This is a genomic window from Allorhizobium sp. nf9_anc, from assembly GCF_056323085.1.
Window position 1 is genome coordinate 36,003 of record NZ_CM150481.1, and the last position, 12,257, is coordinate 48,259.

Annotated in this window: 13 protein-coding genes; 7 read left to right on the plus strand and 6 right to left on the minus strand. The window is 62.1% G+C overall.

Annotated elements, in window-relative coordinates:
• Nucleotides 1-9 precede the first annotated feature (9 nt).
• Nucleotides 10-2,088, minus strand: coding sequence for a glycogen debranching protein GlgX (gene glgX, locus AC02Y0_RS00165; protein ID WP_476381445.1), 2,079 nt, complete (start codon nucleotides 2,086-2,088; stop codon nucleotides 10-12).
• 146 nt (nucleotides 2,089-2,234) lie between these two features.
• On the opposite strand from glgX, the gene AC02Y0_RS00170 reads away from it, so the two are divergent.
• Entirely contained in the window at nucleotides 2,235-2,426 is a 192-nt protein-coding gene (locus AC02Y0_RS00170) for a DUF3008 family protein (protein ID WP_476381446.1), read from the plus strand.
• Nucleotides 2,423-3,211 (plus strand): SDR family oxidoreductase, encoded by a 789-nt coding sequence (locus AC02Y0_RS00175; RefSeq protein WP_476381448.1) that lies wholly within the window; start codon nucleotides 2,423-2,425, stop codon nucleotides 3,209-3,211. Before AC02Y0_RS00170 ends, AC02Y0_RS00175 begins: the two co-directional genes overlap by 4 nt.
• Before the next feature lie 30 nt (nucleotides 3,212-3,241).
• On the opposite strand, the gene AC02Y0_RS00180 is transcribed toward AC02Y0_RS00175, so the two are convergent.
• Both AC02Y0_RS00180 and AC02Y0_RS00185 read right to left on the minus strand, forming a co-directional pair.
• Nucleotides 3,242-3,733, minus strand: coding sequence for an MgtC/SapB family protein (locus AC02Y0_RS00180; RefSeq protein WP_476381449.1), 492 nt, complete (start codon nucleotides 3,731-3,733; stop codon nucleotides 3,242-3,244).
• Between the two features lie 41 nt (nucleotides 3,734-3,774).
• A complete protein-coding gene (locus tag AC02Y0_RS00185; RefSeq protein WP_476381450.1) occupies nucleotides 3,775-4,161 on the minus strand; it encodes a hypothetical protein in 387 nt (128 codons plus the stop codon).
• 225 nt (nucleotides 4,162-4,386) lie between these two features.
• On the opposite strand from AC02Y0_RS00185, the gene AC02Y0_RS00190 reads away from it, so the two are divergent.
• Entirely contained in the window at nucleotides 4,387-4,779 is a 393-nt protein-coding gene (locus tag AC02Y0_RS00190; RefSeq protein WP_476381452.1) for a response regulator, read from the plus strand.
• 13 nt (nucleotides 4,780-4,792) lie between these two features.
• Here the strand turns inward: AC02Y0_RS00190 and AC02Y0_RS00195 are convergent, their stop codons facing one another.
• Nucleotides 4,793-5,515: a riboflavin synthase subunit alpha gene (locus AC02Y0_RS00195; RefSeq protein ID WP_476381454.1), complete on the minus strand. Its 723-nt coding sequence runs from the start codon at nucleotides 5,513-5,515 to the stop codon at nucleotides 4,793-4,795.
• A 134-nt stretch (nucleotides 5,516-5,649) separates the two neighbouring features.
• On the opposite strand from AC02Y0_RS00195, the gene AC02Y0_RS00200 reads away from it, so the two are divergent.
• The 4 genes from AC02Y0_RS00200 (at nucleotide 5,650) to AC02Y0_RS00215 (ending at nucleotide 9,321) form a co-directional block, all read left to right on the plus strand.
• The gene (locus AC02Y0_RS00200) at nucleotides 5,650-6,579 is read left to right on the plus strand and encodes a 1-phosphofructokinase family hexose kinase (RefSeq protein WP_476381456.1); all 930 of its coding nucleotides are present in this window, start codon (nucleotides 5,650-5,652) and stop codon (nucleotides 6,577-6,579) included.
• A gap of 147 nt (nucleotides 6,580-6,726) precedes the next feature.
• Nucleotides 6,727-7,905, plus strand: coding sequence for a tonB-system energizer ExbB (exbB, locus tag AC02Y0_RS00205; protein WP_476381458.1), 1,179 nt, complete (start codon nucleotides 6,727-6,729; stop codon nucleotides 7,903-7,905).
• Between the two features lie 4 nt (nucleotides 7,906-7,909).
• Nucleotides 7,910-8,395, plus strand: a complete 486-nt coding sequence (gene exbD, locus AC02Y0_RS00210; protein ID WP_476381459.1) for a TonB system transport protein ExbD — start codon at nucleotides 7,910-7,912, stop codon at nucleotides 8,393-8,395.
• Nucleotides 8,392-9,321 carry an energy transducer TonB gene (locus AC02Y0_RS00215; RefSeq protein ID WP_476381460.1) on the plus strand — a complete coding sequence of 310 codons (930 nt, stop codon included), beginning with the start codon at nucleotides 8,392-8,394 and terminating at the stop codon, nucleotides 9,319-9,321. The genes exbD and AC02Y0_RS00215 overlap by 4 nt, the downstream gene beginning before the upstream one ends.
• A 55-nt stretch (nucleotides 9,322-9,376) precedes the next feature.
• Here the strand turns inward: AC02Y0_RS00215 and amaB are convergent, their stop codons facing one another.
• Both amaB and AC02Y0_RS00225 read right to left on the minus strand, forming a co-directional pair.
• Complete coding sequence (amaB, locus tag AC02Y0_RS00220; RefSeq protein ID WP_476381462.1) at nucleotides 9,377-10,918, minus strand: L-piperidine-6-carboxylate dehydrogenase; 1,542 nt, start codon at nucleotides 10,916-10,918, stop codon at nucleotides 9,377-9,379.
• Between the two features lie 38 nt (nucleotides 10,919-10,956).
• Nucleotides 10,957-12,240 (minus strand): NAD(P)/FAD-dependent oxidoreductase, encoded by a 1,284-nt coding sequence (locus tag AC02Y0_RS00225; RefSeq protein ID WP_476381464.1) that lies wholly within the window; start codon nucleotides 12,238-12,240, stop codon nucleotides 10,957-10,959.
• Between the last annotated feature and the right edge of the window lie 17 nt (nucleotides 12,241-12,257).

The window sequence follows — 12,257 nt, forward strand, 5'->3', positions numbered from 1 at the left end:
GATCGAGTATCAGGCACGCCGGAAGAGCGCGAGAGATCTTGCCTCAAGGCGGAAAGGCTTGCCTTCCTCGGCGACATCGCCGTGCCGCTCGACGTCGAACGTGCTCAGCTCCAGCAGCCAGTTGCCGCCGCCGGTGTCGGGAAGGCTGAAATCAATGTCCTCCCCAACCGGGTTGAACAGCATAAGAACTTCCGGCCAGGTGCCTTTCTCGGTTTCGAGATCCTGACGCTGGAGTTTCAGCGCCAGCGGGTTGCCATCGAGCCAATGCTCCGCCTCCTGGTGGCCGCCCCCGACATTATACCAGTCGATGACGGTGCCGTCGCGCCAGCTCTCACGACGCAGCAGGGGCTGGGTCTTGCGCAGCGCAATCACACGGCTGCTGAATTCCCTCAGGTCTTCGCAGGACTCCGGCAGGTCTTCCCAGTGCAGCCAGCTGATTTCGCTGTCCTGGCAATAGCCGTTGTTGTTGCCCATCTGCGAGCGACCGAACTCGTCGCCGGCGAGCAGCATCGGAGTGCCATGCGAGAAGAATAACGTCGCCAGGAAGTTGCGCTTCTGGCGTTCGCGGATCGCGTTGATCTCCGCGTCGTCGGTCGGTCCTTCATGGCCGTAGTTGTGGCTGCGATTATGGTCGTGGCCGTCGTTGTTGTCCTCGCCATTGGCATCGTTGTGCTTCTGGTCGTAGGAAACCAGATCGTTCAGCGTGAAGCCGTCATGGGCAGTGATGAAGTTGACGCTCGCCCAAGGGCGGCGACCGCGCAAATCGTAGATGTCGCCGGAGCCCAGGAGGCGGGCAGCGAAATCCTGGGAGGTGTTGTCGGCATTTAGCCAGTATTCGCGGGACGAGTCTCGGTACTTGTCATTCCACTCGGCCCAGCCTGGCGGGAAGCCGCCGACTTGATAACCGCCCGGACCGATATCCCAAGGCTCACCGATCAGTTTGACTTTAGACAGAACGGGATCCTGCGTAACGGAGTCGAAGAAGCCGCCGCGCTGGTCGAAGCCATCGGGTTCGCGACCAAGGATCGTACCCAGGTCGAAACGGAAGCCATCGACATGCATTTCCTCAGCCCAGTAGCGCAGGCTGTCCATCACCATCTGGAGAACCCGTGGATGGGAGGTGTTGACCGTGTTTCCGGTGCCGGTGTCGTTGATGTAGTAGCGGTGCTGGTCCGGCAGGGTGCGGTAGTAGGAGAAGTTGTCGATGCCCTTGAAGGAGAGCGTCGGCCCCAGCTCATTGCCTTCGGCAGTGTGGTTGTAGACCACGTCAAGAATGACCTCGATGCCGGCATCGTGGAAGGCGCGCACCATGTCGCGGAAGCCGATAAGGCCCTTCGGTCCATAATAGCGGCTCGCGGGGGAGAAGAAGCCGATGGTGTTGTAGCCCCAGTAGTTTTGCAGCCCCTTGTCCATCAAGTGGCTATCATCGGGGAAGGCATGCACGGGCAGAAGCTCGATCGACGTGATGCCGAGGCTCTTCACATAGTCGACGGCTGCCTTGTGGCCGAGGCCTTCGAATGTGCCCCTCAGGTTTTCCGGGATCGCCGGATGTAACTTGGTGAAGCCCTTGACGTGGGTCTCGTAGACGATGGTTTCTGCCCATGGAATGCGCGTGAAGCTGTTCGAAATCCGGCTCTCATCTGGATCGATCACGCGACATTTCGGTGAGCAGGACGCGCTGTCCAGCGTGTTGAAGGAGAGGTCTTTCTCTTCCGCATCCAGGTCGTAACCGAAATGCGCATTCGACCAGGCGTAGTCTCCGACGATTTCGCGCGCGTAAGGGTCGAGCAGCAGTTTGTTCGGGTTGAAGCGGTGACCATTCTCAGGATCGTAGGGGCCATGCACCCGGTAACCGTAAAGCTGTCCCGGTTTTATGCCCGGCAGATAGCCGTGCCAGATTTCGTTGGTGTATTCCGGAAGCTCGATGCGGGCGATCTCGACGCTGCCGCTTTCGTCGAACAGGCAGAGATCGACACGCTCGGCATGTGCGGAAAAGAGAGCGAAGTTGGTACCCTCCCCATCGAAGCACGCGCCGAGTTGGTGCCACTGGCCCGGCGTGACATGGAAATGCGTGCTCTTGGCGTCCATCTGATCCTCTGATGTCTGGAGTTGCGCAGCTTAATTCGCAACCGCCCGCCTTTGTTCCGGTGCGCCGAGCCGTCAGGAACTTTCCCTCCATTCACCTGTTTTCATGCCGCACCATATGAAAGCTGAAAGACGAGCGGAGATGCGAAATGCCAGCGAAATCGAAAGCACAACAGAAGGCTGCGGGCGCTGCATTGGCGGCCAAGCGTGGCGAAGCCAAGGTCTCCGATCTGAAGGGGGCATCCCGCAGCATGGAAAAGAGCATGACCGAAAAGGAGCTCGAAGAACTCGCTTCCACCAAGCGCGCGAACAAGCCCGAACATGTGGAGAAGCAGAAATGAGCGGTGCTGAATTCGAGGGCCAAACGGCACTGGTGACGGGGGCTGGGTCTGGTATCGGAAAGGGTGCGGCGCTCACGCTGGCGCGGGGCGGTGCCTATGTCGGCCTGTTGGGCAGGACGGAGGACGAGCTTGAAGAGACACTCGCCGAAATCCGTGCGGCTGGCGGCGAGGGCATGGTGCTGCTTGCCGATGTGAGCCGGGAAGACGAGATGGCCGAGGCCGTCGACCGTTTAATCAGCGAACGCAAAGCCCTCAATATTCTCGTCGCCAATGCAGGCATCAACGGAACCTGGGCGCCGATCGAAGATCTGAAGCCCGACGAATTCGACAAGACGATCGCGGTCAATCTGCGCGGGACTTACCTCACCCTGCATCACACCGTGCGCCACATGAAGAAGAGCGGTGGATCGATCATCGTCATTTCGTCGATCAACGGGACGCGCACCTTCACCACCCCGGGCGCGACCGCCTATTCTGCCACCAAGGCTGCGCAGCTCGCCATGGTGCAGCAGCTTGCGCTCGAACTTGGCCGGCACGGCATTCGCATCAATGCCATCTGTCCCGGTGCCATCGGGACAGAGATCGACGACAATACGAGCATGCGGAAGAAGCGGCAGACGGAGGTCCCGGTCGAGTTTCCGGAAGGTGACATTCCGCTGACCGGCGGCGAGGCTGGCACGATCGAAGACGTCGCCGAAGTGATTGCGTTTCTTGCGTCGAAAGCGTCCCGACATGTGACGGGTACGCCAATCTGGGTCGATGGAGGCCAAAGCCTGCTGCGGTGATGGGTGGCTGGCACCGCCCCCTAGCCGAAGTCAGTCGGTGTCGCGCGGCGGCAGCGGCAGGTGACGTTCCAGCCGGTGAATCAGAAAGAGGACAGCGACTGCGAACATTGTCGCGATCAGACCGATCTGCCAGAAGCCCAGCCCGCAAGCGAGGCCGATCGACCCCGCGAACCAGAGGCCTGCACCTGTTGTCAGGCCTTTGACTTCCCCCTTGTTGAAGACGATCATCCCTGCGGCCAGGAACGCGACACCAGCGGTCACTGCTTCGATCAGACGGATGGGGTCGAAGCGTGCGGCGTCACTGGAAAATGCTGCGTGGTGGGTGATCTCGATGGTGAGGATGGCGACGATCGCAGCGGACAGGCAGACGAGAATGTGTGTGCGTAGGCCGGCCGCATGCGCGCGCCACTCGCGCTCGAAGCCCACGGCGGCGCCGCAGGCCAGTGCTATCAGCAGTCGCACGATGATCGCGGAAATTTCGAGGGTGGTCGGCGTACCGAACGTCGTCAGTTCTGATGGCATTTGACGATCGGCGGGCACCTGTTGGTGCCCGCCGCCTTTGTTCAGTGCTTGTTTTCGGTGGTGCCTGCGGTCGAGGTATAGGTCGCCGAGACCGGGTCGCTTGCCGGATAGGTGTCTTCAAGGCCTTCCTGCAGGGCGCTGCCGCCGCGCTCACGGCTTTCCTGCTCCTGACGCAGGCTTTCGACGGCGTCGCTCGGCTCGGATTTATCAGACGAAGCTTCATCTCCGCCATCTTCCGACAGGCCAAAACGGCTGGCCTGCAGCAGAACCACCTGGGCCTTGGCCAAAGCGTTATCCCGGCTCAGACCGCCGCTCTCCGACTGTGCGAGACGCACGGAAACGCTTTCACCGCCGTCGCCCAGGAATTCAACGAGGAAGCCCTCGGTGGCGCCGTTCGCTTCTGTGACTTCGGTGCTGATGATCTGCATGACACTTCTCCAGATTTGAGTTGGCGGAGTAACGCTGCACTATTCTGGATGTTCCACGGGCGCATGTAGCTGCACAGATGTGGGAACCATGCGCGACGGTCACGAGTTTGTCAGCCTGGAACGAAGTAACCGGCTTAACACATTGTTTACCATGTTGTTTGGCAATTTAAGAAAATCTGAACAAACCCCGGTTGAGGGCGTTGTGGTCGCAAAGGGAGTACGAAGATGAGACCAGGACAGGCTCTAGCAATCGATACGATCCTCATCGTCGAGGACGACGTCTTCATTTCCATGGACGCAGCCGACGCTGTTGCGCGTGCTGGCGTCAACGTCATTACGACGGAAACCGTCCGTGATGCCCTGGAGATCCTCGAAACGGAACACGTCTCTGGTGCGATCCTTGACTTCAAGGTGCGTGACGGTGACGTTACGCCGATTGTTCAGCGGCTGCGCCGCAGCGGCATTCCGTTCCGGATCGTCTCAGGCTCGGCGATCAAGGAGATCGAAGAGAATGGTATCCCGCAGGCGCTCTGCGCGCCGAAACCCGCAGACTACCGGCAGGTGCTGGTTGCCCTGATGAAAGACGTGCCGCAACTCGGTTCACATAGCCGCCATTGATCGAGCGCGCAGATCAGCTGCGCTTGGACATCAGCCGCTCGAGCGTGCGTTCGACAACATCCACCATAACCATGGTCTGATGATCGACCTCGATGTTGAGGGCGTCACCGGCTTTGTAACGGGGGAAAGTTGTCTGGCGGAGCGTCTCGGGGATGAGGTTGATGGTGAAGGTATCGTCTTCAGCCTCCGCGACCGTCAAGCTCGCGCCGTTTACGGCGAGATAGCCGCGCTTGAAGACATATTTCGCCCATTCTTCCGGCACACGAAAACGAATGAATGCGCCGGGCATTTCCATCTTCGCTGCCACAAGTTCTGCCGTAGTTGCGATGTGACCGGCAATATTGTGCCCGCCGTTTTCATCGGTCGGCTTGGCCGAACGTTCGATATTGACAGGATCGCCCGTTTTGATCGTGCCGAGGTTGGTGCGCTCCAGCGTCGCGTCCATGGCGTCGAACGTGACGGTGTTGCCGGTCATCGAGGTGACGGACAAGCATACGCCTTCAACCGAAACGCTGGCGCCGATTTGCAAATCCACCATCAACCGTTCCGGAAGCTCTATGAAGAACGTGGTATAGCCGTCGTGGCGGACGACGGATTTGATCGGGGCGACGGTCTGCACGATGCCGGTATACATGGCTGCTGTTTTCTTTCCTGGGTGGACGCGCAGCGAAGGTAATGTCTCGAGAGCCAAAGACAATCCCCGGACTGCGATCTCAGTGTTCAGCTTTTCGCACATGCGGTGAAAGTGCGCCCGTCCTGATCGAGAACGTGCGCCTAACGACCGGGTTGCGGCTACACGCCTGCGCGTCCTAGATCTGTCGCATCGATATTGCAGTATTCAAATCTCCTCTTCAGCGACTGGTTCATTCGATGACAAAAATCCTCTGCCTCGCGCTCAATCCTGCAATCGATATCTCCAGCGATGCGGAGGTCGTGCGCCATACGCACAAGACCCGAACACACAACCAGCAACAGTTTCCTGGTGGCGGTGGCATCAATGTTGCCCGCGTCATCGCCACGCTGGGCGGCACTTGCGAGCTGATGTTTCTTTCGGGTGGCGCGACGGGGGAGCTTCTGGAGGCGATGTTGAGGCCTCTGCCGATCGTGGAACGGACATTCAAGATTCACGATCCTGTTCGTGTCGCCTATGCGGTTCACGAGACCTCGACCAACCTCGAATATCGCTTCGTGCCGGAAGGCCCCCTGGTGACCGAGGCGGAACTTGCTCCGGTGTTCGAAGCGATTGCCACGAGCGATGCGGACTATGTCGTCGCCAGCGGCAGCCTGCCGCGCGGCGCCCATGATGACACCTATGTCCGCTTGGCTGATATCGTGAGGAAGAAGGGCGCGCGCTTCGTTCTCGACACATCCGGTCCGTCGCTCGCAGAAGCTTTGTCCCGATCGAAGATGTTCCTCGTAAAGCCGAGCCTCGGAGAGTTCGAGGCCTTCCTCGGGCGCAAGCTGTCGCACGAAGAAGTGGGGGCGGCCGCCCAGGCCTATGTTCACACGGGCGCTGCAGAGCATATCTCGGTCACGCTTGGCGGCGACGGTGCCGTGCTTGCGTCGTCCGATCGGATCATCCGCCTGCCGGCCATCGACGTGCCGGTCAATTCGGCAACCGGTGCCGGAGACAGTTTCGTGGCCGGCATGGTCTGGTCGCTCTCGGAGGGGTTCGAGATCGATGAGGCCTTCCGCTTCGCTCAGGCTGCCGGTGCGGCAGCGGTCATGACGCCCGGGACCGAGCTTTGCCGCCGTCAGGACGTGACCGAACTCTACGAGCGGGAACGACAGCGCGGTTGATGCTCGCTGGTCGATAACGGTTGCGGGAAAACCGCGCGCTGGTTGTTTTATTACTTGTCACGATTAATCAAGTTTTATATGGGGAAGGCAGCGTACTGGTGCGGCTACGGCGCCAGGTTTTCATCATCAGTTTACAAGGAGCTCCCAATGTCGCTCACTCATTCGGGACCTTCGCTCAAGCGATTTGGCGTTCTGCTTCCCCTTCTTCTCGGGGCTTCCCTTGCATTTGCCCAGCAGTCGGCGCCGACTGCGACGGAGCCTCGGGTCGTTCCTGCCCAGCCTGCTCCGGCGGTTGCGCCTTCGCAGTCTGTCTCTCCCGTGGAGGCGCCGGCCGTTGCATCGCAGCCGGCCACATCGACGGCTCCGGTTGCAACCGCCCCGGCATCGCTTGCGACTTCCGCTCCGCCCACTGATCCGGTTGTGACCCAGCCGGCAGCCGTCGAGGCTCAGGCCGCTCCTGCCACCACGCAGGCCCCTTCCGCGCCGAGCACGCCTGCTGTGGCACCGACGGCGGCTGCCCCGGTTGAGCCCATCACTGATGCCGCCCCGGCCGAGCCGGTGTCGCCTCTCGCTCAGGAAGCGCCCGAAGCTGCGGATAAGGTCATGCCGCATGATCTTTCGCCGGAAGGGATGTTCATGGCCGCCGACTGGGTGGTCAAATCTGTCATGATCATGCTCGCGCTCGCGTCTGTCCTGACGTGGACCGTGTGGCTTGCCAAGTCGCTGCAGCTCTTCGGCGCACGGGCCCGTGCAAAGCGTGGACTGAAGGCTGTCACTCAGGCGCGCCAGTTGCGCGATGCCCTGCAATCGCTTGAAAACCGTGGTGGCGTCGTGGCGACCATGGTGCGCGCCGCCCAGCACGAGATGAGCCTGTCGGATGCCGCGATCGATCAGGTCGGTGGTGACGGCGTGAAGGAGCGTGTGGCCTCCGCGCTTGCCCGTATTGAAGCGAGGGCAGGTCGCCAGATGTCGAACGGCACCGGCGTGCTCGCCAGCATCGGCTCGACGGCGCCCTTCGTCGGCTTGTTCGGCACCGTCTGGGGCATCATGAACTCCTTTATCGGCATTGCCGAGACTCAGACTACCAACCTCGCCGTCGTTGCCCCCGGCATTGCCGAGGCGCTGCTCGCGACTGCTGTGGGCCTCGTGGCCGCCATTCCTGCTGTCATCATCTACAACGTGTTCGCCCGCTCGGTGACCGGCTACCGACAGCTGCTGGCCGATGCCGGCGCTGGCATCGAACGGCTGGTGAGCCGTGATCTCGATTTCCGCAAGAGTGCCCGGATCGCCCAGGCGACCCAGGCTATGTCGATGGCGGCGGAGTGAGCAGATGGCCGGCGGTATCAGGGAAAACAGTTCAGGCGACGATCTCGTCGAGAACCACGAGATCAACGTAACGCCATTCATCGACGTGATGCTGGTGCTGCTGATCATCTTCATGGTCGCTGCCCCGCTCTCGACGGTGGATGTGAATGTCGATCTGCCGGCGTCGACGGCAAAGCCCGCCGAGCGTCCGGACGAGCCGGTCTACGTGACGCTGAAGGAGGACATGAGCCTCTCTCTCGGCAATGACACCGTGCCCCGCGAGGCGCTCGGCATGTCGCTTGACCGGATGACCGAAGGAAACAAGGACGCGCGCATCTTCCTGCGTGCCGACAAGACCGTCGACTATGGCAAGTTCATGGAGGTCATGAACCTGCTGCGGGACGCCGGTTATTTGAAAATCGCTCTTGTCGGGCTGGAGAGTATGCCTGCGGCATCGGCACCCGCAGACGCGGCTGCAGCGCCGGCCGCTGGCGTGGAGAGCGCGCCATGATCGAGCCCCGCTCCACGAGGCGTGTCGTCGGCGAGGGGCTATTGTGGACCACGGCCGGCCTCCTGATTGCGACCGCACATGCGGGAGCCGTCGCGGTTCTCCTGCGGGAGCCGGAGATGGCGATCGCCGACAGTGGACCGCCGCCGGCGATCATGATCGAGCTTGCGCCAGAGCCCGAAGCCGTCATTACCGAAGAGAATGAGATCTCCACGGAGCAGGTCGACTCCGAGGAGGTGAAGACTGCGACCAGCGAGCCTTTGCCGGAACCGATACCGGAACCTGTCGAGCAGCCCTTGCCTGAACCTCCGCCACCGGAGCCCGAGCCGGAGCCTGAGGTGGCAGAGGCCCTGCCGGAGCCGCCGCCGCTGATCGAACCGGAACCTCTTCCGGAACCCGTGCCGGAGATCGATCCGATTGAGCAGATGGTGTTGGCCGAACTTGAAAACGTCGAGGTTCCAATCCCGATGATGCGTCCGCCGGTGCCCAAGCCGGAGGTCGAGAAGAAGAAAGAACCCGCGCCCAAGAAGGTCGTGAAGAAGCAGGTTCAGCCGCCGGCAACGCAGGCGGCCCGGACTGCCAAGGCGGAGGTTGCCCAGTCGAACCGCAATGCGGCGGCTGCAGCGGCCAATGGGGCCGGGCGCAGTGTCTCGCCGGCAAAATGGCAGTCGCGGTTGATGTCACATCTGGAGCGCCGCAAGCGCTATCCAAGTGCGGCGCGCAGCAATCGGGAAGAGGGGACCGTCTATGTGCGGTTCCGGATCGACGATTCCGGCAATGTGCTGTCGGTATCGCTGTCGCGGTCCTCGGGCTATCCGACCCTCGACAGCGCCGTGCTCGACATGGTGCGGGCGGCTTCCCCGGTTCCGGCACCGCCGGAAGGGGTGAACAAGACGATTACGGCCCCGGTGCGTTTCAATCTTCGCTGAGTGGCAGCCATAGAATTAGGAAAGGCCGGCGGGATGACCGCCGGCCTTTTTGGTTTTAGTCGATGTCGAACTTGACGCCCTGGGCGAGTGGCAGGGTACGACCGTAGTTCACGGTGTTGGTCTGGCGGCGCATATAGGCCTTCCAGCTGTCCGAGCCGGACTCACGGCCACCGCCGGTTTCCTTCTCGCCACCGAAGGCGCCGCCGATTTCCGCACCCGACGGGCCGATATTGACGTTCGCAATGCCGCAATCCGACCCACGGTCTGAGACGAAGGCTTCGGCTTCGCGGATGTCGTTGGTGAAGATCGACGAGGAGAGGCCCTGGGGAACGTCGTTGTTCAGCGCCAGTGCATCGTCGAAGTTCGCATACTTGATGACGTAGAGGATCGGGGCGAAGGTTTCTTCGACGACCGGGCCGCACTGGTCCGGCATCTCGATGAGGGCCGGGCGCACGTAGAAGGCGTCGGCTGTTTCGTCAGAGCGGACGCGCTCACCACCATGCACCTTGCCGCCGTTCGCCTTGGCGGCTTCCAGTGCGTGCTGCATGCGCTCGTAGGAGCCCTTGTCGATCAGCGGTCCGATCAGGTTGCCGGCTTCCAGCGGGTTGCCGATGGTGACGGAGCCATAGGCCTTGATCAGGCGCGGCACCAGCGTGTCGTAGACGCTTTCATGCACGAAGAGACGACGCAGCGTGGTGCAGCGCTGGCCGGCGGTGCCCATGGCCGAGAAGGCGACGCCGCGCAGCGTCAGATCGAGATCGGCTGTCGGTCCGACGATGGCGGCATTGTTGCCGCCGAGTTCGAGGATCGAGCGGCCGAAACGGGCAGCGACACGTGGGCCCACGGCGCGGCCCATGGCGGTCGAGCCGGTTGCCGAGATCAGTGGGACCTTCGGGTGATCGACGAGGATCTCGCCGATGTCACGGCCGCCGATCAGCAGCGTCGCGAGATTGGCCGGCGCCTTGCCGCCTTGCGCGTTGTAACGCTTGACGGCCTTTTCGAAGATCGCATGGGTGGCAATGGCGGTGAGCGGCGTCTTTTCCGAAGGCTTCCAGATCGTCGAGTTGCCGCAGACGAGCGCGAGGGCCGCGTTCCAGGACCAGACGGCGACGGGGAAGTTGAAGGCCGAGATGATGCCGGTGACGCCGAGCGGATGCCAGGTTTCCATCATGCGGTGTTCGGCGCGTTCGGTGGCGATCGTCAGGCCGTAAAGCTGGCGCGACAGGCCGACGGCGAAATCACAGATGTCGATCATTTCCTGGACTTCGCCGAGGCCTTCCGAGGTGATCTTGCCGACTTCGATGGAGACGAGGCGGCCGAGTTCGGTCTTGGCGGCGCGCAGTTCTTCGCCGAGCAGGCGGATCAATTCGCCGCGCTGCGGGGCGGGCACGAGGCGCCAGTCGAGGAAGGCCTTGTGGGCGGCTTCGATGGCCTTGCGGGTGTCGTCGGCGGAGATTTCGGCGACGGCTGCGATGGTTTCGCCGTTGATCGGCGAGCGAACCGACAGCGTGCCGCCGGTCAGCGCCTTGGCGTCGACGCCGAAGCTTGCCATCAGCGTTGCCGTTTCGGCGGAGAAATTGAGAGTGGCGAGGGTCATGGTGGTCCTTCCGTCAGGTCTACCTGGTTCTTGTTCGTTCAAAATCGTGCGCCGGTCAGATGCGCCACCTGGGCGCCGGCCTCGTACCATGCTTCCTTCAGGGTGCGGAAGGCCGGTGCGTGGGGATCCGTGAGTGGCAGAGGCAGTTCTTCCTCTGACATCTGGCCGAGGATGTGGCTCGCGATGGTCTTGCCGAAGACGGTGCCCGGAGAGATGCCGCGGCCGTTGTAGCCGGAGAAGCCGATGACGCCGGGCGCAAACTTATGGAAGCGCGGGAGCGCATTGGTGGTCATGCCGATCTGGCCATACCATTCGCTTTCGAAGGCGATGTCGCCGATCTGCGGGAAGATCGCTTTCAGTGCGCGTTGTGCCCAGGCGCGATGGATGCCAAGGCCTGTGCCGCGCAGGGCGCCGACGCTGCCAAAGACCATACGGCCCGCCTTGTCCATGCGGAAGGAGGAGAGAACCTCCTTCGTATCCCAGCAGCCCTGACGCTCCGTCAGTATCGACTTACGCAGGTTGTCGCTGAGGGGTGTGGTCGCAAAATTGAAGTAGGGGAGATGGACCTGCTCTTCGCGCACGGCAGCAAAGGGGCCGTGGCTGTAGGCATCGGTTGCGACGACGATCCACTGCGCATCCACAGTGCCCTCTGCTGTGCTGACCCGCCAGCCATCGGCCGTCTTGTCATAAGCTTCGACCGGGCTTGCGGTATGAAGCACCGCTCCGGCCTTCTGTGCTGCATGGGCAAGGCCACGGACATAGGCGAGTGGCTGCAGCGTGCCGGCACGGCGGTCGAGCAGCGAGCCCTGGTAGGCGCGCGTGGCGATCTTGTGCTCGGTCTCCGCCTCGTCGAGCAGTTCTACCGGCGCGCCGCGACGCTGCCACTGCTCGGCGCGTGCCTCGATCTCCTTGCGACCTGCGGGGCCCACAGCGCAGTGCAGCGTGCCTGAGCGTTCCAGTTCGCATTCGATCCCGTGCCGGTCGATCAGATCCATGACCGTGCGTGGCCCGTTGCCGAGCAGATCAAGCAGGCGCTCGCCATAGACCGGGCCGAGTTCACCAGGTAAATCGTCGGGCATCACCCACATGCCGGCATTGATCAGGCCGACGTTACGGCCCGCGCCGCCGAAGCCGATTTCCTTGGCTTCCAGCAGAATGACGCTTGTGCCTGCTTCCGCCAGATGGAGTGCTGCGGAAAGCCCGGTATAGCCGCCGCCGACAATGACCACATCTGCTCTAGCTGGACCCTGCAGAGGTGTTGTCTGCGGAGCAGCAGGGGCCGTCTTTTCCCAAAGTCCGTGGGAGCGAGGATCGTTCAGCATGGTGTGGCCCCGGTCTC